Annotated in this window: 24 protein-coding genes; 8 read left to right on the plus strand and 16 right to left on the minus strand. The window is 64.3% G+C overall.

The genetic code is table 11. The features are described from left to right. Window positions 1-21: 21 nt before the first annotated feature. A complete protein-coding gene (locus C479_RS03245) occupies window positions 22-1,251 on the minus strand; it encodes a DUF7544 domain-containing protein (protein WP_007697733.1) in 1,230 nt (409 codons plus the stop codon). 307 nt (window positions 1,252-1,558) lie between these two features. On the opposite strand from C479_RS03245, the gene C479_RS03250 reads away from it, so the two are divergent. The 3 genes from C479_RS03250 to C479_RS03260 all read left to right on the plus strand — a co-directional run bounded on the left by C479_RS03250 (window position 1,559) and on the right by C479_RS03260 (window position 5,132). Continuing rightward, window positions 1,559-2,599, plus strand: coding sequence for a hypothetical protein (locus tag C479_RS03250; protein WP_049907029.1), 1,041 nt, complete (start codon window positions 1,559-1,561; stop codon window positions 2,597-2,599). Window positions 2,600-2,688: 89 nt separating this feature from the next. Then, on the plus strand, window positions 2,689-3,498 hold the full coding sequence (locus C479_RS03255) for an RIO1 family regulatory kinase/ATPase domain-containing protein (protein WP_007697740.1): 810 nt from the start codon (window positions 2,689-2,691) through the stop codon (window positions 3,496-3,498). A gap of 98 nt (window positions 3,499-3,596) precedes the next feature. Then, window positions 3,597-5,132: an aldehyde dehydrogenase family protein gene (locus C479_RS03260; RefSeq protein ID WP_007697743.1), complete on the plus strand. Its 1,536-nt coding sequence runs from the start codon at window positions 3,597-3,599 to the stop codon at window positions 5,130-5,132. 461 nt (window positions 5,133-5,593) lie between these two features. On the opposite strand, the gene C479_RS03265 is transcribed toward C479_RS03260, so the two are convergent. From C479_RS03265 to C479_RS03290, 6 genes are all read right to left on the minus strand, one after another. Then, window positions 5,594-6,418 (minus strand): carbon-nitrogen family hydrolase, encoded by an 825-nt coding sequence (locus C479_RS03265; RefSeq protein ID WP_007697744.1) that lies wholly within the window; start codon window positions 6,416-6,418, stop codon window positions 5,594-5,596. Then, a complete protein-coding gene (locus C479_RS03270) occupies window positions 6,415-6,864 on the minus strand; it encodes an SRPBCC family protein (RefSeq protein ID WP_049907030.1) in 450 nt (149 codons plus the stop codon). The genes C479_RS03265 and C479_RS03270 overlap by 4 nt, the downstream gene beginning before the upstream one ends. A gap of 64 nt (window positions 6,865-6,928) precedes the next feature. Beyond that, entirely contained in the window at window positions 6,929-7,153 is a 225-nt protein-coding gene (locus tag C479_RS03275; RefSeq protein ID WP_007697749.1) for a DUF7123 family protein, read from the minus strand. 56 nt (window positions 7,154-7,209) lie between these two features. After that, window positions 7,210-7,392: a DUF7525 family protein gene (locus C479_RS03280; protein ID WP_007697751.1), complete on the minus strand. Its 183-nt coding sequence runs from the start codon at window positions 7,390-7,392 to the stop codon at window positions 7,210-7,212. A gap of 100 nt (window positions 7,393-7,492) precedes the next feature. Beyond that, entirely contained in the window at window positions 7,493-8,524 is a 1,032-nt protein-coding gene (locus tag C479_RS03285) for a phosphate signaling complex PhoU family protein (RefSeq protein WP_007697753.1), read from the minus strand. Between the two features lie 196 nt (window positions 8,525-8,720). Then, window positions 8,721-9,797, minus strand: coding sequence for an ATP-NAD kinase family protein (locus tag C479_RS03290; RefSeq protein ID WP_007697755.1), 1,077 nt, complete (start codon window positions 9,795-9,797; stop codon window positions 8,721-8,723). 140 nt (window positions 9,798-9,937) lie between these two features. Here C479_RS03290 and C479_RS16880 point away from each other — a divergent pair, with 140 nt between their 5' ends. Together C479_RS16880 and C479_RS03295 are read left to right on the plus strand one after the other, a co-directional pair. Beyond that, the gene (locus C479_RS16880; RefSeq protein WP_007697757.1) at window positions 9,938-10,063 is read left to right on the plus strand and encodes a hypothetical protein; all 126 of its coding nucleotides are present in this window, start codon (window positions 9,938-9,940) and stop codon (window positions 10,061-10,063) included. Window positions 10,064-10,342: 279 nt separating this feature from the next. Then, on the plus strand, window positions 10,343-10,696 hold the full coding sequence (locus C479_RS03295) for a winged helix-turn-helix domain-containing protein (protein ID WP_007697760.1): 354 nt from the start codon (window positions 10,343-10,345) through the stop codon (window positions 10,694-10,696). Between the two features lie 135 nt (window positions 10,697-10,831). Here C479_RS03295 and C479_RS03300 read toward each other — a convergent pair whose 3' ends face one another. The 3 genes from C479_RS03300 to lrpA1 all read right to left on the minus strand — a co-directional run bounded on the left by C479_RS03300 (window position 10,832) and on the right by lrpA1 (window position 12,895). Next, window positions 10,832-11,728: a DMT family transporter gene (locus C479_RS03300; protein ID WP_049907054.1), complete on the minus strand. Its 897-nt coding sequence runs from the start codon at window positions 11,726-11,728 to the stop codon at window positions 10,832-10,834. A gap of 64 nt (window positions 11,729-11,792) precedes the next feature. After that, complete coding sequence (locus C479_RS03305; RefSeq protein ID WP_007697769.1) at window positions 11,793-12,470, minus strand: nitrous oxide reductase accessory protein NosL; 678 nt, start codon at window positions 12,468-12,470, stop codon at window positions 11,793-11,795. After that, a complete protein-coding gene (gene lrpA1, locus C479_RS03310; protein WP_007697772.1) occupies window positions 12,467-12,895 on the minus strand; it encodes an HTH-type transcriptional regulator LrpA1 in 429 nt (142 codons plus the stop codon). Before lrpA1 ends, C479_RS03305 begins: the two co-directional genes overlap by 4 nt. Window positions 12,896-13,074: 179 nt before the next feature. Between lrpA1 and C479_RS03315 the strand changes: the two genes are divergently transcribed. Next, window positions 13,075-13,404: a hypothetical protein gene (locus C479_RS03315; RefSeq protein ID WP_007697776.1), complete on the plus strand. Its 330-nt coding sequence runs from the start codon at window positions 13,075-13,077 to the stop codon at window positions 13,402-13,404. A 29-nt stretch (window positions 13,405-13,433) separates the two neighbouring features. Here C479_RS03315 and C479_RS03320 read toward each other — a convergent pair whose 3' ends face one another. Further along, window positions 13,434-14,369, minus strand: coding sequence for a thiamine pyrophosphate-dependent enzyme (locus tag C479_RS03320; protein WP_007697779.1), 936 nt, complete (start codon window positions 14,367-14,369; stop codon window positions 13,434-13,436). A gap of 2 nt (window positions 14,370-14,371) precedes the next feature. Next, entirely contained in the window at window positions 14,372-16,270 is a 1,899-nt protein-coding gene (locus tag C479_RS03325; protein ID WP_007697782.1) for a 2-oxoacid:acceptor oxidoreductase subunit alpha, read from the minus strand. A 219-nt stretch (window positions 16,271-16,489) separates the two neighbouring features. Between C479_RS03325 and C479_RS03330 the strand changes: the two genes are divergently transcribed. Then, complete coding sequence (locus tag C479_RS03330; protein WP_007697784.1) at window positions 16,490-18,286, plus strand: sensor histidine kinase; 1,797 nt, start codon at window positions 16,490-16,492, stop codon at window positions 18,284-18,286. Window positions 18,287-18,379: 93 nt separating this feature from the next. Here C479_RS03330 and aroC read toward each other — a convergent pair whose 3' ends face one another. From aroC to C479_RS03345, 3 genes are all read right to left on the minus strand, one after another. Continuing rightward, window positions 18,380-19,534 carry a chorismate synthase gene (gene aroC, locus C479_RS03335; RefSeq protein WP_007697786.1) on the minus strand — a complete coding sequence of 385 codons (1,155 nt, stop codon included), beginning with the start codon at window positions 19,532-19,534 and terminating at the stop codon, window positions 18,380-18,382. Between the two features lie 85 nt (window positions 19,535-19,619). Then, window positions 19,620-20,048 (minus strand): methylated-DNA--[protein]-cysteine S-methyltransferase, encoded by a 429-nt coding sequence (locus tag C479_RS03340; RefSeq protein ID WP_049907031.1) that lies wholly within the window; start codon window positions 20,046-20,048, stop codon window positions 19,620-19,622. A 38-nt stretch (window positions 20,049-20,086) separates the two neighbouring features. Further along, window positions 20,087-21,466, minus strand: coding sequence for a UDP-glucose dehydrogenase family protein (locus C479_RS03345; RefSeq protein ID WP_007697792.1), 1,380 nt, complete (start codon window positions 21,464-21,466; stop codon window positions 20,087-20,089). A gap of 80 nt (window positions 21,467-21,546) precedes the next feature. On the opposite strand from C479_RS03345, the gene C479_RS16665 reads away from it, so the two are divergent. After that, the gene (locus C479_RS16665) at window positions 21,547-21,687 is read left to right on the plus strand and encodes a hypothetical protein (protein ID WP_206536711.1); all 141 of its coding nucleotides are present in this window, start codon (window positions 21,547-21,549) and stop codon (window positions 21,685-21,687) included. Between the two features lie 101 nt (window positions 21,688-21,788). Here C479_RS16665 and aglF read toward each other — a convergent pair whose 3' ends face one another. Next, window positions 21,789-22,523, minus strand: a complete 735-nt coding sequence (aglF, locus tag C479_RS03350; protein ID WP_007697798.1) for a UTP--glucose-1-phosphate uridylyltransferase AglF — start codon at window positions 22,521-22,523, stop codon at window positions 21,789-21,791. Window positions 22,524-22,569 lie beyond the last annotated feature (46 nt).

Genomic DNA, 22,569 nt, shown 5'->3' on the forward strand with positions numbered 1-22,569 from the left:
CGATTCGATTCGGCGCTCATATCACCATCCATCGTCCCGATCTCGGTCGTCGTTGCGATAGCCCCACCCGTCGTCGTGATTATCTTCGTCGGTTCGATCCGGTTCGTCGCCGCGATACCCCCAGTCGTCGGACGTGTCCCGGCCCTCGTCAGGTCGATCCGACTCGGTTTCGTCCCTCGGAGACGACCACGAGTCCGACGAGTCACGGGACGACGGCCCGGCCCAGTTGTCGCCCTGGTCCCACTCCTCCCATCCGGAGTCTGATCGGGTGGTGTCGCGCCGATCCGGGATTAGATCCAGCGTCGAATCCGTCGCCCCCAGGACGAGGAGGGCGTAGTAGCGGACGTAGACGACGAGCGGCATCCGAATCGCCGCAGTGAGGAGCAAGAACGTGACGGCGCCCGCGACGACGAGAACGATCAGTAATGGGATCGCGAGCGGGCCGAGAAAGAGCGCGACGATCGCGAGCGCCACGAACGGAATCGCGACGACGATCCCCACGGCGGCGGTGACGATCCCCACGGCGATCGCGCCGACGAAATCCACCACCGTCACCAGGACGAGGTAGACGACGTACTCGCCAACGTTCGATCGAAACGTCTGCCCAAATCGACCCCACCCGGCGCGAACGCCGCTATCCGTTCCCAGCATAACCGGGACGACGAACTCCGTCGTCAGCCGCATCACGATCCAGTAGACGAGACCGACGACGAGCGCCAGCAGGATCAGGCCACCGAGGGTCGAAAGCGACGCCTGCTGGATCGGTTCGATCGGCTGGCTCGGGTCGATCGGACGCAACTGGAGGAAGGCGGGGAGTGTAATCAGCGTGAGCGCGAGCACAGCCAGCACTAGCCTGAACGCGAACAGAGACAGCCCCTTCCACGCGTGTGCCCGAACGCCGGCCCGAATCTCGACGGGTCCCGAGCGGAGTGCCTCGATCAACACGAATTCGAGGAGCGACCCGACCAACGTGAAGACCAGCCACACGCCGAAAAGTAGTGCCGCCACGGCGATGGCCAGCGCAATCAGATCGGCGTCAGAAATCGGCTGATCGAACGGCATCGGCTCGGTCGTCCCGTCCACGACCGGCGTCGGGGACGGCTCACCCGCCGGCATCGACGGTGGCGTCACCGCCAGCCCCGAGACGAACACGACCACGACAGCGAGTTTGAACCACTGTCTGGCGTCGACGGGTGTCAGATAGTCTCGCGTCACGGCGATCGCATCGCCGAAAGCCGATACGGCGTGCATGTACCCGACGTTTCGCCTCGATGACTGTAAAAGACTAGCGACGGGTAGCTGTGCCAGTGGATGTCTATACTCGGGCTTCGACCCACAAAACCGAGCCTGAACACGAGGACGGCAGTCACCGTCCACCCTACAAACGAGACACCTGCTGGCGCTACATCAGTTCCATCATCGAGTCGAGCCCACGCCGCGCTACGGCCACCGTCGAACCAACGGTTGGAGCGAACGGCTCGCCCAACACGCCACTACTCGCTGAAATCCGGTGTAACGGTTGTCCCGTTTTAGCCGTGTGGGTGCAGAGCGCGAGCACATGGTATCCGGAGTCAAGGCGATTGGAATCGGCATCGTCGTACTCGGAGTCGTCCTCGCGGGGAGCATCGTCCTCGCCGGGACACCCGGTGGCGCGAGTGGGGACGGACCGAACGAAACGAACCGGAGTGACGCGGTCACCGAACACGACGGCGGCACATCGAACGCGAGCGAGAACCGAAGCGCTGCGGAGGGAGCGCCTGAAACCGATCCAACGAACGAGAGCGAGGCAAAACCCCCCGTCGTGGACAACGAGACGACGAACGAACGTGAAGTAAATACCCCGGCAGTTGACAACAAGACGACTGACCGTGACGAACATCCCGACACGGCAGCACCCGAGTCGGACGATAGCACGTCCGTGGAAGACGAGGGCCACCCGTTCGAGTACGAGACCGTCACCGTCGAGAACGTGACTGTCGAACAACTGCACGTTGCTCGCGTCGACATCGAGGAAGATGCCGAGATCGCGGCCGAACTTGGCGTAGACGAGGACTCGATGTCCCTCTCGGACGTTCACATCGCGTTCCTCGAACTGGAGAACGTCTCGGCGACGGATCTTGGGATCACTGACGAGTCAGGTGCCACGGTGAATATGATCGACGAGGATGCGGACGAACTGGTGTTTCGGAACGGGACGGTCGAGTCGATGAACGTCTCGCAGGTCACCGTCGAGACCTTGTCCGTCGCCGAGCCTGCCGGTGACGGGGCCGTACCGATGCCCGTGGCCGCGGATGGCGGGTCGAGCGCCGCTCACACGCAAGCGAACAACACCGACAAAGATTGCAAATCAAACTCGGAGAACACGACTGACGCGACGGACGAGAGGGCGACCGAGCACGAAACCGGCGGTACGGACGAAACGTCTGGTGCGTCCGACACGGGCACCGTGACAGCCGACGCAGCGTCGACGCAAGAGATCACGGCGTTCACGATCGAACGAATCGAAGTCGACGAGATTTCGGTCGACGCGCTGGCTGTCGGCGTCGTGCAGGATCCGTCCGACGTGCCGGGAACCGACCCGGCGTCGAACGGAAATTGACACCGCCCTCCGCCTTCGAGCGAGCACCCATCTGCGTGGGAGCGTCGCGCCGAGACGATTATACCATCGGGGGGCAAATGTGCCAACGGATGGACATCCGCCAGCTGGCTCGTGGCACGATCGCCTGGGATCGACTGGAGCGCGTCGCCAGTTCCCTCGCCGAGCGATACGGCCGCGACGAGGTTCGCGTCGAGTTTCTGGCGGCCGATAACTGGCTCTCGACCCCCTGTGTGATCGACGACGAGTGGTTCGTCAAGATCGTCTCCACCCAGAACACGCGCGTCCACTCGCTGCTGACGGCCGGTCGAAACGCCGGGGCGATCACCACCGGAACCAGCGGCTTCTTCGACCGGTTCGACTCGCCGCTCGAGATGGTCGAACACGAGTACGAGGCGACCAATCGTATCAGAGAGATCGGCTGCCACGCGCCGGAACCGATGGACGCGTTCGAGGTGAACGGGCTCGGCGTGCTCGTCCTCGAGTACCTCCCGTCGTTCGAATCACTCGACGAACTTACGGACGAGTCCGTTCGGGCCATCGCTCCCGACCTGTTCGAGACGCTCGCGACGATGCACCGGCACGGACTCGCCCACGGCGACCTCCGCGCCGAGAATCTCCTCGTGACCGACGGCGACCTCTACGTCATCGATGCGACGCGCGTGAGGGAGGGACGCGAGCGGGTGACCCGCGGCTACGACCTCGCCTGTGCACTCGCCGTCCTCGAACCCCGGCTCGGGGCCCGGGACGCCGTGGCAATCGCGGCCAGCCACTACGGTGGCGAAGACCTGCTCGCCGCACGTGAGTTTCTCGATTTCGTCCGGCTGCGTCCCGACCACGAGTTCGACAGCACGGTCCTCCGCGGCGAACTCGAGAAAGTTGCCGATCTTGACGGGACGTGACAGCACGTTTCGACGGGCGAATCGACTTCGACCTCGGCCTCGGTCCGCCGGCCGGATAGCAGGGTTTTTCATGCCGGTTGGCGAAATTTTGCCTGAACATGAGTCAACAGGCCGATACAGACGCCTACGGCCACTACATCGGTGGCGAGTGGACCGAAGGCACAGGCAGTGAAACGTTCGACAGTCAGAATCCGGCGACGGGCGAATCGATCGCCACGTTCCACCGCGGGACCGAGGACGACGTCGACGCCGCGCTCGCCGCGGCCGACGACGCGTTCGACGAGTGGCGCGAACTCTCCTACATCGACCGCGCCGAGTACCTCTGGGACATCTACCACGAGATGCGCGATCGAACCGACGAACTCGGGGAGATCGTCACCAAAGAGTGTGGCAAGGAGATCAGCGAAGGCAAAGCCGACGTTGTCGAGGCCTACCACATGGTCGAGTGGGCCGCCGCGAACGCCCGCCACCCACACGGCGACGTCGTCCCCTCGGAGGTCGGCGCGAAGGACGCCTACATGCGCCGCAAGCCCCGCGGCGTGATCGGCTGCATCACCCCGTGGAACTTCCCGGTCGCCATCCCGTTCTGGCACATGGCGCTCGCGCTGGTCGAGGGTAACACCGTCGTCTGGAAGCCCGCCGAGCAGACCCCGTGGTGCGGCCAGGTCATCGCCGAGATGATGGAAGACGCGGGTCTCCCCGAGGGCGTCTTCAACATGGTCCAGGGCTACGGCGACGCCGGCGCGGCGATCACCGACGACGAGCGCGTCGATACCGTCCTCTTCACCGGCTCCGCCGAGGTCGGCCACGAGATCGCCGGCAAGGTCGGCGGCGAACCCGGCAAGCTCGCTGCCTGTGAGATGGGCGGCAAGAACGGCATCGTGATCACCGAAGAGGCCGATCTCGACATCGCCGTCCACGCCGCGATCATGTCCTCGTTCAAGACGACCGGCCAACGCTGTGTCTCGTCCGAGCGCCTCATCGTCCACGAGGACGTCTACGACGAGTTCAAGGAACGCTACGTCGAGACGGCGAAGCAGGTCTCCGTCGACGACCCGCTCGACGAGAACACCTTCATGGGCCCGGCGATCGAGCCCGGCCACGTCGAGAAGATCCGGAAGCACAACGAACTCGCCGAGCAGGAGGGCGCCGACGTGCTCGTCGACCGGTTTGAACTCGACGACGACGAGATTCCCGAGGGTCACGAGGACGGCAACTGGGTCGGCCCGTTCGTCTACGAGATCGACTACGATCCCGACCTTCGCTGCATCAAAGAGGAGTGTTTCGGCCCGCACGTCGCCCTGATGAAGTACTCGGGTGACATCGAGCGTGCCCTCGAGATCCACAACGACACGCCATACGGCCTGGCCGGCGCCATCATCTCCGAGGACTACCGCCAGATCAACTACTTCCGCGACCACGCCGACCTCGGCCTCGCCTACGCCAACCTGCCGTGTATCGGTGCCGAGATCCAGCTGCCCTTCGGCGGCGTCAAGAAGTCCGGCAACGGCTACCCGAGCGCCCGCGAGGCCATCGAGGCCGTCACGGAGCGCACCGCCTGGACGCTGAACAACTCGAAGGAGATCGAGATGGCCCAGGGTCTCTCCGCGGACATCAAGACCGAAGACGACTAACTCGCGAACACACCGTTTTCACGCGTTTTTTTTTTTTCGGCTCGTCGTGCGTTTTCTCGCCTCGGTGAGCGCCGGTGTCCCAGAAGAGTGGGGACAAGCAACCCTGGATGTCACCAGATAGTCGAGAATTACGTCGATGAACGAGCGGTTGTACCCGACCTCACGAACCACGCCACGCCGGAGAGACGACCCGGCTGCCGGCGTGGCCGGGTCGTGGGGCAGGCGTGGGTCCTGGCGGTGGCGACCGAGCGGATGTACCGATATCGACGTGAAAAGCGCCGGATACCGGCAGGTAATCCAATGTTAGCTATCACCAAAAGTGTCCCGGTCGGTACCCGTTCGGCGATATCACCGCCTGTGTCGCTCGATGACGGTACACAGGGAATCTGACAAACGACCAGAGAAGAGATTTCGCCTGGGGCGCGGACCACTACGCGCCTCACCGGTTCGTAATCATCGATTCACACTGTGTCCCGTCGATCAGCGAGCGCCGGGAAGTCCGCACGAACGTCGCTAACCGTGGCCGGATCGAGATCCGCGACGACGAGTCCGGAATCGTCCCCGGTCGACGCGATCGGTGTCCCCCAGGGATCGTAGACCGTCGACCGGCCGAGTAACGTCGATTCCTCGATCGACCCGGCGCCGTTGACCGCACCGAGGTACAGCTGGTTCTCGATGGCACGTGATCGAGTGAGTGTCTGCCAGTGTTCGACGCGGGGATACGGCCAGGCACTGGGAACGAGGACGAGCGTCGCCCCCTGCTCGACCAGTTGGCGGTAGAGTTCGGGAAATCTGAGGTCGTAGCACGTGGTCACGCCGATGGTAAACGGGCCGATTTCGGCGACATCGACGGCGTCGCCGGGAACGAGCAGGTCGCTCTCCGCCGACTCGTACCCGAAGAGGTGGTGCTTTCGGTAGACGAGACGACGCTCACCGTCGGCATCGAAGAGCATCGCCGTGTTGGCCAGACCCGACGGTGCAGGCGTCTGCACGCTCTCTGTCGCCGCGAGATCCTCGACGATCGTCCCCGCGAGGACGGCGACGTCGTTGGTGGCCGCAGCGTCGGCGACGAGTCGGGCCGTCTCACCCTCGATCGGTTCGCTCGCCCGTTCGTAGGCGTCGAACGCGAAGTAGCCGACCGAGAACAGCTCGGGGAGTGCGACGAGATCGGCACCGCGAGCCGCTGCCCGTTCGATCAGTTCGATCGCTCGCGCTCGATTGTCGGCGACCGCGCCTGCGTCGGGCCCGAACTGGGCGAGCGCGAGCCGGAACGACCCGTCGGTCACGCCGATCCCTCCGTCGACTCCCGTTCGAACGCTCGCTCGGCCGCCCGGCGGAGGTTCTCGAGTTCGTCGTCTAACTTTCGGGTGAAGTAGCGTTCGACGCCGGGAAGCCGCCCCTCGACGACGAACTCGCTTCGAAGCTGGGACCCACCGTCCCGGTCGGCGATCTCGTGTCGGCCGGTGACGTCTAAGGCCGAAGACTGGCCGACGAATTCCACGTTCGTCGGCGGCTCACGGACACGATCGTACGTCTCGACGGTGGCCGTTCGATCAAAAAACGGAATCGGTAATGTGACCTCCCAGGTACAGCGCCGGCCGTCCGCCGAATCGATCGAGAACGATTCGACGACGCTGATCGCCCGAGCCCGGTTCGCCGGATCGGCGATGAACGCCCAGAGCTGTGCGGGTTCGACGTCGAACTCGTCGGTCCGTTCGACCCGTACGGTCATGACCTCACTGGGCACGCGGTAGCTAAAAAGTCGGCGACCGGCAACTGCAGGGCAGTTAGGTCAATCAACTGATCGTGACGCGCCAGGTGGTCGAGCGCGCACGTCCCCACTTCTCGATGTCGACGTCTTCAGACTTCTCGGAGAGTTCCGGAAGTCGGGCACCGACCTGCTTCGAAGAGAGGCCGATCGCACTGGCGATGTTCTTCGCCCGGAAGTACTGTTCACCCCGGGCTGCACTCTCACGAAGATACGAGAGGATCCGCCGGTCTTCGTCGGAGTAGTCGCTCATTCGTTCACCGAAAGTACGCACTCGCGGGCCTTAACTGTTGGCAGGAGGGAGGGCGCTCACCAGAGCTTGTGGGCGGCGACGACTGCCAGACAGCCAAAGATGACGGCTGCGGCGAATCCCCAGGCCGCCAGTTGCTCCGGCGCACCGACTGCCATCACGATCGCACCCAGCACGGCCAGCGCGCCGAAGAGCACCGAGAGTCCGATGCCGCGATCCGTCGCATTCGTTGACGTAGTCATGCTACGCCCTCGTGACGGCACTGTCTTAACTTTGGCCATCGCGCCCGGGTCGAGACCTGAAGGCTGACCGAAAGTGCGGCGTCGCACTCCAGACGGGTCGTCAGGAGATCGTCGTGTGGGCCGATTCCTCGTTTAGTGACAGGTTGGCCGCGATTTCTGCATTTCTGACGGCGTACTGGGCCGTCTGCTCCAGACTGACGAGGACTTCCCTGATCTGGAGCAGATCCTCGTTCGGCATCTCGGGTAACGACGTCAGGATCTCGCGTTCGTGGGCGGAGATCTCACCGAAACTCGTCCGGGCGTCGATCGCGAGATCGTACTCGCGATTCACGGCAGCTTCCACGGCCAGGGTGGTGATCTCGTCGACCTCGTCGTTCAACGCACGGACGTCGGCCATGACGGCGTTTTCGACGTCCAGGGTGTGGCCGTCGGTTTCCATGACGATGTCGGCGACGTCTTCTGCGTTGTCGGCCGTGAGTTCGAGGTTCTTCGCGATGGATCGGTAGCCGATCAGCGAGACGCCGCCGTCGAGACCGACGGCCTGCGCGACCGCCGGATTGCCGTGTGCGCTAAAGATGAGCCGGAGGATGAGCACGAAGATCTTGTTCGCCTGGCGTTCGCGGTTGAGCGCACGCTCTGCGAGATCTGGGTTCCCGTGGGCGAGCGCCTTGATCGCCTCACCACGCATCGTCCGGCCGGTGCGTTCGAGCCGGGTGAGCAAGTTATCGAGCGTGAAATCCGCCGGATCGACGGAACACCGGATGGCGATGCTCTCGGGCGTCTCTTCGATCACGCCGAGACCCATCAGTTGCGTCTCCGCGCGATAGACCGCGTTGATGATGTCCGAGTCGAGCGCTCCATCTTCGCGTTCGACGTGGATCACGCGCCGACCGAGGGCGTACTGTGCGACGATTGCCCGCTCGACGGCGTTAGCATCGAGTTCGTCGGAGTGAACCACCGCTTCCGTCTCCTCGGCGTGGGCCGACTCCGGTAGTACCGTCAGCGTTCCATTCGACCCCATCCGCAGCGACACCTCGTCACCCTTCTCGACGTCCTGTGCGCTCGCCCACTCCGCGGGCAGCGTCATCGCGAGCGTGGACGGTCCGAGTCGCTGGACCTTTCGCGTTTTCATAGGAGCGGGTAGGACGAGAGTGTGTTTAACCCTATCCATAGTGCCTTATATACGATCCAAAAGTACTGCATCCCTAGGGGTGTTCCATCGGACGCGACGCCTTCCCCTGTGTCGCGCGAAATCGGCTGCGAGAGCGTGAGTGAGAGTTAGAGAGGAAGCACATCGCCCAATCCAGTGAGGGAGGCTGCGCTGACCACTAGACTACTTTGACCATTCGCGTGGTGAACCGTCCGGTTCGAACGTCCATCCAGCCGCGGAGCGACTCGTCGAGCGCCGCGTCGTCCGTGTCGACCCGGAGGACGTCGATCCCGTCGAGTTTCGCTCCCGACGCGACCACCTCGATGTCGTCGGCCCGCCGCAGGACGGTGGGCGAGAGCTGGTGATTGCCGCGCCCGAAGACGAAGCCCTGGCCGCCGATCGGCGAGACGACGACGGTCGTCGGGTCGGTCATCGTCTCGAGAACGTCCGCTTCGGCGGCGTCGCGTGCGAGGGTCTCCCCGTCGCGCCAGACGTCGACCCCCAGCGGTGACGACTCGGCCTCGAGTGCATCCTGAATCGCGCCGACGGTACCACCGGGGCCGAAGACGTACGTCCGCTCCGGATCGATCTCGCGGGCGAACCCGGCGGCGAGCGTCTCGGTGCTCCCGCTCGCGAGCTGTTTGCCAGACTGGACACGTCGCGTCACAGGCACGGGAACGACGGCCTTGAGTTCGGTCTGGACCGTTCCCTCCCGATAAGCGGCTTCGTCGATGTCGTTCACCTCGCGAGACGCGACATCGTCGTACGTCGCGGCGACGCGACCAGCGTCCGCCGGCGTGACCCCGAACACCGCGGAGTAGATCTTCACGCCGGCTGGGACGCCCAGCATCGGGGTTTCGCCGTCGCTTGCTTCGAGGACGGAAGCGACATCCACGGCCGTCCCGTCGCCGCCGACGAACAGGACGAGATCCACGTCGTGGTCGAGAAGCGAGCGGACCGTCTCCCGGGTATCGCTGGCACTCGTCTCGGACAGTGTCTCCGGCGGTTCGTACACGACGGTCGGTTCGATACCGGCGTCACGAACGGCGTCCGCACCCATCGGTGATCCCGCAGTGAAAATTGTCGCGTCGGGATCACGCCCAACGTACGCCTCGATGGCCTCGCGGGCTCGCTCGGGTGCCCGCGGCTCAGCTCCTCGGTCGCGAGCCTCCGCGAGCATCCCGTCGGTCCCCTTCAACCCGACTCGCCCGCCCATCCCCGCGATCGGGTTCACGACGAACCCCAGTTTACTCATGCTACTGGATTGGACCGGCATCGGCAAAAGACACGCGGCTCCGGCGGTAGCAGCAGAGACGAATCCACGTCGCGACGCGGCAAAGACCGACCGTCGCGAATATCTGAACGGTTAAGGGGCCGGCACCAACAGTACCGGGTATGTTCGAACACTCGCAGATCGTCCTCGAGACCGGGTCCGACCTTCCGATCGACGCCGTGGGCTGGGGCGTCCTCGCACTCAGTCTGGTCGTGACGGGCGTCTGGCTCGCCTACGTCTACCGCTGAGCGGCGCCACAGCAGGTCGAACCGGCGACAGGGACGGACGCATGACGAATACACGCGTCGGATGAGGCGTCGTGCGAACAGAGGTGGGGCATCCCCCGGATAGTCGGTACAGTAAATTCATACCCGGTACCAGTCGCTTCAGGACCTATCGGCAAATCCGCCCCACAGTTCAGAAACTGAAGAGCCCTCCCGTTTCCATCCAGCCCAGACTATCAGTAATCGGTGATAGTATCGACAACCACAAGATTCAACTCTGATACTTGGCAATCGTGGAGTAGGATGTCACAGAGTCCCCAGGCAGGGAAGCCGGACCCCGGGACGGTTCTCGGCGCCCTCGGGAGCAAATATAGCGCGGAAATCTTGTGTGCGGCGGGAACACCGAAATCGGCACAGACACTCAGCGACGATATCGAGATACCGATCGCGACCTGTTATCGACGCATCGAAGACCTCGTCGAGGCCGGGCTGTTGGAACGCGAAGGTCGTCAGCTCTCGGACGAGGGGCGGCGAACGAACATCTACCGCCGGACGATCGACGAAGTCGAGATCGACTTCAGCGACGAATCCCCCCGATTTTCGGAGAAACGTCGGACAGAAGCGAAGAATCGACTGCAGGACCAGCGACTGGAGTAAGTCGACGACGGAGTCAGCACCGGGCGGTGAAACGGTAGGTCATCCAACTGCATCGGTTCTTCCTTCAGGATAGGTGACTGTGGGAAACGATTCCGGCACTGGCAGCCGACACAGCCGGATGAACTGCGATCACACTCACCCATCATGGTCCCGAGTGCGAGTGGTCGCGAATATGCCACCGAGGACGAGCACCCCACCTGCGAGCGTGATCGCGTCCGGCACCTCGCCGAGGAGGCCGAACGCGAGCAGCGTCGCGCCAAGCGGTTCGCCCAGCCAGGCGACGCTGACGACGACCGATTCGACGTGTTCGAGCGTCCAGTTGATCAGCGTGTGACCCAGAATACCCGGGACGAGCGCCATGGCGAGAAAGAGCAGCCACTCGGTGGGTGGATAGGCCACGAAGGCGTGGCCCTGGACGCCGACGACGGCGAACAGGGAGATCGCACACGCGGCGTAGACAACGGTGACGTACGGAAAGAGCGAGACGCGCTGACGGATCGACCGCCCGGCGAGGACGTACCCGGCCAGCGTCATCGCACCGACGAGCGCGAGGCCATTTCCGAATGCGGTCGAATCAGCAAGCGGCGCCTGCCCGGCGTCCCCAAAGGACATGACCGCGGCACCGGCGATCGCGACGCCGATGGCGGCGACTGTACGGCGAGTGATCCGCTCGCCGAGGACGAGTCCTGCACCGAGGACCACGAAGACCGGTTGTAACTGGACGAGCGTTACGCTCGCCGCCACACTCGTGTGATCCAGACTCTCGAACCAGGTTCCGAAGTGGATCGCGAGCGCGACACCGGCCAGCGTGGCGAGGCCGAGATTGCGCCGCGAGAGCCGGGCGAACTCTTCGCGATGAAACCAGACGGCGATTGGCGCCACGAGCAGTGTCGTGAAGAGCACGCGGTAGAACGCGGCGACCGTCGACGGAGCACCACTCCAGCGGACCAAAATCGCGCTCGTACTCGCCGCGAACACGGCGACCGCGAGACCAGCCAGCGGCGTAACGCGACGGTCGGGTATCGAACGCACGTTCGTGCCCAGCCGGGCCAGCACCCAATCCTTTTCGACCGCGGCAGTCGCTTCGTGAGCAGGTTCAGTCGCCCGTGGCGGTCGGCGCGTCGGGCATCCGATTGCCCCGATAGAAGTCGGCCAGTTCGAAATCCACGTCGTCCATGGTGATGATCGCATCCTCGTCCAGGTGATCCGCGTCCTCGACGTACGCCGCCGCGCGCTCACGCGTCGCGAACGGGACCGGATTCCCGCCCATCGGCCCGTTCTGATTCTCCAGTTCGGTCTCTGCGACGAGGTAGCCGTCTGCGGCATCGAACAGTTCGATTTTCACGGCGTCGACGAACCAGATGCGCTCGATCGGTGCGTCGGTCGGATGGGCTCGCGGGACGACGACGTATGCGAGGAGGCAGCCCGGCGACTCGAAGAACAGGCCAGTGCCGTCCGCGTGAGCGAGTTGACAGGCCCACCCGGCGTAATCCGCCGGCCCCATCCCACAGACAGGACACTTGTGAGATCGGATGAACTTGACCGGTTCGTCGATCGGGTGGTCGTCGATGGCGTTCCCGGCTGCGGTGTAGGGGACGTCCGACCCGTCATCCGACGGGTCGTCGGGTCCGTCCGGCTCTTCTTCGCCACCCACACACCCGGCGACGAGCGAGACACCACCGACACCCGCAGCCGCGAGAACACGTCGACGCGTCGTCGAACGGGCGATCGAGCGGCTGTCTCGACCGCGGCGGTCCCCGTCACGTGCGTTCATTTCAGTCGCTCCTGCAGGAAGCAGGGGTGGGCTGCCGTGATGCCGTCGACCGCGAGGAGTTGCTCGTTGATGATCGAGCCGAGTTCGTCCCCGTCAGGGGCACGGACCTCCGCGAGGAGCATGTGATCGCCCGTACAGCTGTAGAGACTCTCGACGACGTCCATCTCCTTCAACGCCTGCGTGGCCTCGATGTAGGATTCGCTCTCGACGTCCATTCCCACGAGCGAGATGAGCTGGTTCGAGAGTTTCTTCGGATCGAGGTCGGCCGAATAACCGACGATCACTCCTTCGGATTCCAGTTCGTCGATGTACTTTCTGACCGTGGGTTTCGAGACATCGGCCTGCTCCGCGATATCGGCGTAGGAAGCTTGCGCGTCCGACTCCAGGACGGAGAGGATACGGTCCCGGGTCGACTGGGTACTCATAGGAGGAAAATTTGCGCCAGCGGAAAAATATCTTTTGTATCGAAAACCGTCGTGCACACGTTCGTGATCCTGACGGTTCACCCCTGCGACTGCCAGTCAGTTCTCGCGGACGCGAACGAAATCGACCCGCCCGGTGAGCAACACAAGACGTATTTCTCACACCCACGGAGTCACCGACAATGGTCGAAGTGCACTGGCTGAGTGGCGGCGTCTGGGCCCTGGGCGGGGTCTGCATGCTCGGCCTCGGCTACCTCATCGCGTTCCGGGACCGCGTCGACCTCCACGCCGACTTCGACGAATCGGGTGCCGTCGATCGAACCGTCGCCGGGAGACGCGTCGGCGCGGTCGCCCTGCTCATGGGCAGCGTGACCCTCGGGTACGGGCTCCGCGAGATGATCGTCGGGTTCGACCCGACGGCTCTCGGAGTGCTCCTCGTGCTCTTGCTGGTCGGAAGCTGGTTCACCAGGCTCTTCGCCAAGGGTTGGTCGCCGGCGCAATCTGGCAACTGAACACGGCGACGAAAGAAAAGTGGGCGACGTTACGTGTGTCGTTCGAGCAGGTCGTAGCTGCGCTCCCACTCGGCATCGTCGTCGAAGTAGCGTTCGGCGACCGGTTCGTCGGGGAGTTCGCCGAGCGCTCGCTTCTCTTCCTGGTAGGACGGGCGGTCCTCGTCGACGTAGTAGCGACCGGTGAGCACCTCGCCCTCGTAGAGGGCGCTCTCGGTCTCGTACATCATCTCGGCGGCCTCACGCCGGTCGGTGATGTCGAAGTCGTAGTCGTCGGATTCCTGGACGTCGACGTAGGGCACGTACTGGCGGGCGTCCTTGTTCCAGGTCGGACACTGGGTGAGGAAGTCCACGTGGGCGAAGCCGTCGTGTTCCATGGCCTCGACGAGGATCTCCTTGGCCTGGTTCGGGTTCACTGCGGCGGTGCGGGCGACGTAGCTCGAACCCGCGGTGAGACTCATCGAGAGCGGTCGGAGCGGATCCTTGGCGCTGCCCGAGGGCTGGGTCTTCGACTTGTGACCTTTCGGGCTCGTGGGCGAAGTCTGGCCCTTCGTCAGGCCGAAGACCTCGTTGTTGAACACGATGTAGGTCATGTCGTGATTCTCGCGGGCAGAGTGGATGAAGTGGTTGCCCCCGATGCCGTAGCCGTCACCGTCACCGCCGGCGGCGATCACTTCGAGGCCGGGGTTGGCCAGCTTCGCCGCGCGAGCGACCGGCAGCGATCGGCCGTGGATCGTGTGGAAGCCGTAAGAGTCGAGGTAGCTGTTCAGCTTGCCCGAACAGCCGATCCCCGTCACACAGAGGACTTCCTCCGGGTTTCTTCCGACCTCCGGGAGCGCCTGCTTCAGCGCCTTCAGGACGCTGAAGTCACCACAGCCGGGACACCACGTGGGCTGGGGTTCGACGCTCGGGGTGTACTCGTCACGGTCGATCTCGCGGTCGTCGCCGATTGCGTTGAACGCACTCATTGTTAGTCACCTGCGGCCGGTTCGATCCGGACCTGTGCACTGGGTTCTGCCGCGCCGCCGTCGAGGCGGATCTCGTAGCTCTCGACGATCTCGGCGGGCTCGAACGGGTTCCCGTTGTACTTCAGCAGGCTGGTGAGCTTCTCGCCGTAGCGGCCGAGCTCCTTCTGGATCAGCCCGCGGAACTGTGCGGTCGCGTTCATCTCGACGACCATCGCCTCGTCGACGCTCTCGATAAACTCGACGAGTTCGTCCTCGGCCAGCGGCATCATGTCGGAGACACCGATCGCCTTGACCGAGTGGCCCTCGTCGTTCAGTCGGGAAACGGCCTCGAAGACGGCGCCCTGGCTCGACCCCCAGGTGATGAGGCCGTAGTCGGCGTCGTCGGGACCGACGTACGTCTGGTTCGTCTCGCCTTCGTCGAGATCGTCGCGAATGTGCTCGAGTTTCTCGAGACGACGCTCCATCTGGAAGACGCGATTGTCTGGGTCTTCGCTGATGTGCCCGACCGGCGAGTGCTCGTTGCCCGTCGCGAGGTAGCGTCCGCCTTGCTGTCCGGGGATCGAGCGCTGGCTGACGCCGCGCTCGTTGTCGTCGTAGCCGAAGCGCTCGAACTTGCCCGAAGCGTCGTGGGCGGCCTCCTTGAGTTCGTCCTCGGTCAGCGTCGAGCCGAGGTCTGGCGCGGGTTCGCGGTCGAAGAACTCGACGTCGACGTTGGTGTTCTCGCCCGAGAGCTTCTGGTCGTAGACGATGATCGCCGGAATCTGGTAGTCGTAGGCGATCTCGAAGGCGATGCGGGTCTGCTCGTAGGCCTCCTCGACGTTGCCGGGGGCGAAGACGACGCGCGAGGAGTCGCCCTGGCTCGTGTAGAGGACGTGTTCCAGGTCACCCTGTTCTGGCTTGGTCGGCATCCCCGTCGAGGGGCCCGCTCGCATCGCTTCGAGCAGGACGATCGGCGTCTCGGTCATCTCCGCGAGCCCGAGCGGTTCGGACATCAGCGCGAAGCCGCCGCCCGAAGAACCGGACATGGCCTTCGCACCGGCGTGACTCGCACCGACGGCGAGTGCGGCCGCAGCGATCTCGTCTTCGACCTGTTCGGCGACGCCGCCCATGTCGGGGAAGTTCTGGCTGAGGATGGTGAAGACGTCCGTCCACGGCGTCATCGGGTAGCCGGAGATGAAGCGACAGCCGGCGTCGATAGCACCGTAGGCGATTGCGTTCGAGCCCGAGAGGAGCGCCTGTTCGGTCTCGTGGCTCCCTTCGGGGACCGTGAGGTCGTGGGACGTGTCGAACTCGTCGACCATCTCGTAGGCTTCCTGCAGAATCTGGAGGTTGGCCTCCAGCACGTCGCCGGACATGGCGTCTTCCATCAGGTCCTCGATATGGGCGAGGTCCATCCCGATCAGGCCGGCAGTGACGCCGACACCCGCGGTGTTGCGCATGACCTCGCGACCGTGTTCTTTCGCGAGGTCGCGAAGGTCGACGGGGTAGACGTGCCAGCCGTTCTCCTCGGCCCGCGCCTCCAGGTCGAGTTCGGCGACATCGTCCTCGTCGAGCAGCCCCTCGTCGTAGACGATGATCCCGCCTTCGTTCAAGTCGTCCAAGTTCTCCGACAGTGGCTTCAGTTCCTCGTTGCCGTAGTAGGCCTCGTCCTGCGGGTTACGGGCGAACGAGTCGCCCAGCGCGAGCAGGAAGTTGTAGCCGTCGCCACGTGACTGTACGTCGTGGCCCGCCGCCCGAATCTCGACGTACGTGTGGCCACCCCGAATCCGCGACGGATAGTGGCGGTGCGTGAAGACGTCGAGGCCCGAGCGCATCAGGGCCTTCGCGAAGTTCTGGCTCGTCGAGTCGATCCCGTCGCCGGAACCGCCTGCGATCCGCCAGATGAGTTCGTCGGTAGTCATGTGTATGAAACTGGGACCGATAGCCCCGCTGGTCCGTGCGCGAATTTTGCCACAGACCGCCTAAAGCCTTTGCTATCGATTGCCATGCATTTATCGTGAGGAATGTAGAATCACCACGAACTTTCAGCGATTGTGAGAGACAGAGAAAGATACGACCAGCGGCGGTGGCGCCCGATTCGAGGTGACGGGCTCCTGTTGGCTATCGGCTAGAAGAGTCATATGTCCCGACCGTCACTCGTTCGTATCGTGAGTACAGTCTCAGTTGCGATTGCGGATCTGCTGCCCGATCACGTCGTCGGCCGAGTCACCGTCACGCGCTACACCCCCGGTTCCGGGTTCGACCCAGCGACGCTCGCCGCGATCGACTCGCGCTACTTGCTGTACGTGACGGCCTTCTCCCTCGCCGCACTCGCCTGTCTCGTCAGCCTCAGCCGACTGTCGGCGATCGCCGACACCGACACCCGACGCGGTCTCGGTGCACTGCTGGTGACGAGCGGTGGGTGGGCCGGTTCACAGGTTGGGTACCTCGTCGCCCCGACGCGAGCACTCACCCTCGCGAGTTACGTGAGTGGGCTCGTTCTTGGCTTCACCGCGGTCGGAGCCTGGCTGTACTTCTGTTCAGCCTACACGGGACGTGGCTACCACCGAAATCCGACGTACCGGCGCCTCGGGCTGGCCGTCTTGCTCCCCGTCATCGCCCTGAAGGTCACGAATCCACTCCACCAGGGGTACTTTTCGACCGTGGAGGCGACGACACCCTTTCCCCATCTCGCGATCCAGACCGGGCCGCTCCACTGGACCGCGATGGGACTGGCCTACGCACTGACGTTCGTGGGCTTTTTCATGCTGTTCGAACTCTTCACCGCCGTCGACCACGATACTCGCCCGCTCTTCGTTCTGGTCGGATTGACCGGACTCCCGGTGGTCGGTGATATCGTCGGCGCCACGACGCCCCACCTCGTGGACATGACCTACGAGCCACTCGGCGTGGCCGTCTTCGCCGTCGGCGTCGCGTTCGTCTCGCTCGAGCAGTTCGAAGCGGTCAGAGTCGCCGGCGAACGAGAGACACCGCTCATCTCGCTCGATAGCGATGGACGGATCCGAGACACGAATCGCGCGGCGCGGACCGTCTTCCCGGCACTCGATGGATCGCACGGCGAGCCGCTCGACGCCATCCTGCCGACGGTGACCGAACGGATACACGGAGACGATCCGATCATCCCGATCGAACGGAGCGGAGACACGCAGTACCTCCGGGTAACTGAAAGTCCGCTCGCCAGCGGAACGGCCGACCTCGGCCGAACGATCGTCCTCACCGACGTGACCGAACGCAAGGCGTACCGACGTGAACTCGAGCGGCAAAACGACCGACTCGATCGCTTCGCCAGCGTGGTGAGCCACGACCTGCGAAACCCCCTGAACGTGGCGACGGGTCGTCTCGAAATCGCACGGGAAACGGATCCAGACGACGAAAACCTCGCCGAAATCGAGGCCGCCCTCGATCGAATGGGGACGTTGATCGACGACGTCCTCGTCCTCGCCAGAGAGGGCCAAACAGTCGAAAGCCGCGAACCGCTCACCCTCTCGACGGTCACTGCCGACTCCTGGGAGATGGTCGACGGTCCCGACGCCGAGTGTACGATCGAGACCGATCTGAACTTCGCCGGCGACTCCGACCGGCTCACCCGCCTCTTCGAGAACCTCTTTCGCAACGCCCTCGATCACGCGGGCGACGATGTCGCCATCACCGCCGGCGCCTTCCCAGATCGATCGGGTTTCTTCGTCGAAGACGACGGCCCCGGGATCGACCCGGCCAAGCGCGACGACGTCTTCGAACAGGGCTACACGTCCGATCCCGATGGGACGGGCTTCGGCCTCGCGATCGTCGCCGAGATCGTAGCCGCCCACGGCTGGTCGATCGGCGTGACAGAGAGCCAGGAGGGAGGTGCCCGATTCGAGATCACGGGCGTGACGGAACAAACGAGCGGGAAGCCACCGGAGCGGGCTGCCACGTAACAGACGTAACGGAAGCATCTGTAGCGCGGGTAGGCATCGGGCCATCAGGCATGAACCCCACGACCGTGCAGGCGAGATCGGCGGCGATCGTCGCTACTCGGTTCGCGGATTGGACGGATGATAGTCGGTGTCGTATTCGCCCGGATCGTCGTCAACCCGGTCGGGGTTCAGCCGCCCGGACAAGAGCATGAAGTCGACCAGCGTGAGCGCGAGCATCGCCTCCACGACGGGAACACCGCGGGGCGGCAAGACCGGATCGTGCCGGCCGATCACCTGTGCGTCCTCTATCACTTCGCCGGTCTCCCAGTCGACGGTCTGCTGTTCGGCGGGGATCGACGTCGGTGCGTGCAGGGAGACCTCGCCGTAGATCGGTTCACCCGAGGAGATGCCGCCCTGGATACCCCCGTGGTCGTCGTCGGCGGGTTTCGGGTTACCATCCTCGTCGAACTCCCACTCGTCGTTTCGATCCGTCCCCGCGTACTCCCTAGCTTCGCGGCCGAGGCCGAACTCGAACGCCGTCGCGGCGGGGACGGCCATCATCGCCTGGCCGAGACGAGCCGACAGCGAATCGAATCGGGGGGCGCCCAGCCCGACGGGGACGCCGCGGGCTTCGAAGTAGATCCCGCCGCCGATCGAGTCGCCTTCCCGCTGGTACTCCTCGATACGTTCTTGCATTCGCTCGGCGGTATCGAGATCCGCACAACGAACGTCCATCTCGTCGACGCGCTCGCGGATCTCGTCGAACGGAACCTCGGGGGCCTCGATATCACCGATCTGGCAGACGTGGGCGGCGATCTCGATGCCCTCGCGAGCAAGCAATTTCTTCGCGATGGCGCCCGCCGCGACCCAGTTGACCGTCTCGCGGGCCGACGAACGCCCGCCGCCGCCCCAGTTGCGCGTGCCGAACTTCGCGGAGTAAGTGAAGTCACCGTGGGAGGGTCGCGGCGCGGTGATGAACGGCTCGTACTTGCCCGAGCGGGCGTCCTTGTTCTCGATCGTGAGGCCGATCGGCGTTCCCGTGGTGAAGCCGTCCTGGATCCCCGATTCGATAGAGACAGCGTCCGGTTCGCCGCGGCTCGTCGTAATCTTCGATTGGCCCGGCTTTCGCCGGTCGAGTTCGCGCTGGATATCCGCTTCGGAGAGTTCGAGGCCAGCGGGACAACCCGAGACGGTACAGCCCATCGAGGGACCGTGGCTCTCCCCGTACGTCGTCACCTGAAAGAGTCGGCCGAAGCGATTGCCGTTCATTGCCAGAGGGTGTGCGACCACGGCACTTAGCGGTGGGGTTTTGGTGGAATGTTGTCGCCACCTGGCGGCAGTTGCTTCGAATCGCTCACCCGTCAGTGGGCAAGTGAGACTGGACTGACCGCCCAATCATGCGCGTTTCCAGGTCCAGCAATCGCCGTTTCGTCGCCACGCCCCCGGTCGCCGAGTAGCCACCCAGACCACCGTCGGTCGCGACGACGCGATGGCACGGAACGAGCAAGGGGACCGGGTTTCGACCGCAGGCCTGGCCGACCGCGACCGGCGCAGTATCGAGGGCAGTGGCGAGTTCGCCGTAGGTACGGGTCTCGCCGTACGGAATCTGGGCCATCGCACTCATCACGTCGCCGAGAAACCCGTCGGGAAGAGCGATCTCGAGGGCGAACTCGGTTCGCCCGCCTCGCTCGTAGTCTCGGACTTGCCGACGGATCTCGGCCGGCGGTGCGTCGACGAACGACTCGTCAAGTTCGATCGTCGCGTCTATGATATCTACGTGCATGAGAGTCTCCGTGGTTGAGACGGTGGGCCGGCGTTCGGTCACCACGTCAATCCGTCGTAGGCGTCCAGCCGATCTCGATCGACGTCGATCCGACGTCCGTCGACGAGGATTCGCTGGTTCATGGTCTCGACCGGCAGGTCGTCGTACTCCGGCCAGTCGGTGGCCAGGACGGCACCGTCGACCCCCGCGAGTGCCTCCGCGACGGATTCTTCGAAGGTGAGCGATCCCGTTTCGACGTCGGTAGCCGAGTCGGCGGACCCGCCGTTCCGTTCGGCGTAGTATTCGCGCACGTTCTCGATCGCCACCGGGTCGTGAGCGACCACGTCGACGCCCCGCTCGCGGAGCCGATCGATCACTAGCAGCGAACGGGACTTCCGGATGTCGTCGGTGTGCGGCTTGAACGAGAGGCCGAGGACGGTAATTCTGGCGCCCTCGATGTCGACGTGATTGGCCAGTAGCGAGACGAGACGATCGGGCTGGCCGTCGTTGACGGCGACGACCGCATCGAGCAGACCCGGCTCGTAACCCTGGTCGCGGGCCCCAGCCCGCAACGCGTTGACGTCCTTGGGAAAGCACGAGCCACCCCAGCCGAGCCCGGAGCGCATGAATCGCTCCGAGATTCTGTCGTCGAGCCCGACCGCGTCGAGCACTTCGTAGGCGTCCGCGCCGTACGATTTCGCGATATTACCGAGTTCGTTGACCAGCGACACCTTCGACGCGAGGAAGGCGTTGTTCGCGTACTTGATGAGTTCGGCCGAGCGGACATCCGTTTCGACGTACTCCGTTCCATCCTGGTCGAGAATCGGCGCGTAGAGCGCACGGAGGGTCGCGGCCGCGTCTTCGCTCGTCGCGCCGACGACGACCTTGTCGGGATCCAGGAAATCCGAGACGGCCGTCCCCATCCGGAGGAACTCCGGATTCATCGCGAGATCGAGGTCGTCGCCGACTGTCATCCCGCCAGCCTCGGCGACGAGCGGGCCGACGACGTCCTCGGTGGTCCCGGGGAGGACCGTGCTCTTGACGACGACGAGGTGGGAGTCGGTGCCGGGATTTGCATCCTCGTGTGCCCCGGTAGCCGCGTCATCGGCGTCTGCAAGCGCCTCGCCGAGCGACTCGCTCGCCGCGCGCATCGGACCGAGGTCCAGACTCCCGTCCTCGTGCTGGGGTGTCGGTAGGCAGAGCATCGTGAGATCGGTGTCGACGATCTCGCCGTAGTCGGTCGTCGCACGCAGGCGACTGCCGGCGTGCTCGTCGATCAGGGGCGCCAGTCCGGGCTCGTGGATCGGCGATTCGCCGGCGTTGATCGCGTCGACGATGTCCTCGTCGATGTCGACGTTGACGACCTCGTGGCCCATATCGGCGAAGCAAGCCGCGACGGTCGTCCCGACATAGCCGCTGCCGACGATGGAGACGTGCATACGCGTGGGGATGACGTGTGGGGCTTAGTGGTTTGTGGGCCTGGGCGAAGAGATTTGGGGACGGCAGTTCACGGACGAGTGTGACCGAAGCGACCGAACGAGAATCGCTCGACGAAAAGCGCAACCGGAATCGACAGCAGCGCCTCACCGCCGTCAAACGCTGGGTCGAGTACATCGAAACGCACGATCCGGACGTATGGGTGAGCAACAGAACAAGCTGATCGATTCGCAGTTCGAGTCCGCCCATCACTCCGAAATCGACGTCGAACACCGCCGACGCGTCGCGAAGGCTGGTCGCGACCGGTCGCAGTAACTACCGTTCTCACTCCGTCACTTCCGGCGCCTGGGCCTCCTGGACGAGCTCCTCGGCCCGGTCGCGATCCTCGGGGTAGCCGACGTCGATGCGCCAGCCGTCCATCCGGATGGCGTCGATGGTGCGGCCGGACTGTATGAGGAGATCGATCGCGTCCGGGAGTTCGTACTCGCCGCGGTCGGAGGGCTGAACGAGATGGCAAGCGTGGAAGATCGCCGGCGTGAACGTGTAGAAGCCGGTCATCACGAGATTCGACGGTGGGTCGTCGGGCTTCTCCATAACCTCGACGACTTCGCCGTATTCGTTCGTGTCGAGTACGCCGTACCGGGAGGCTTCCTCCCACGGAACTTCCTCGACGAGGAAGGCTGCGTCAGCGCGATCCTCCTGCTGGCGATTGACGACATCGCCGAGGTTCCCGCGGAAGATGTTGTCGCCCAGCATCAACACGAAGTCGTCGTCGATGTGCGGTTCGGCCTGTAAGATCGCGTGGGCGAGCCCGGCCTGTTCGCGCTGGTGGGCGTAGGTGATGGGGACGCCGCGGTACTCGTCACCGTAGCGTTCGATGATCTGTTCTTTCAGGTGGCCGACGACCACGATGAGTTCCGCCGCGCCGATCTCGATCAAGTTGTCGAAGACGTCTTCGACGAGCGGGGTGCCGTCGACCTCGACAAGTGCCTTGGGGGTGTCCTCGGTGAGCGGCTCGAGCCGGGTACCCTTCCCGGCTGCGAGTACGACGGCTTGCATGCCGATACATTCGGCCGCCAGGCGCTATATCCTTTCGGGGATGCCA

It is taken from the genome of Halovivax asiaticus JCM 14624 (assembly GCF_000337515.1).
GTDB lineage: Archaea > Halobacteriota > Halobacteria > Halobacteriales > Natrialbaceae > Halovivax > Halovivax asiaticus.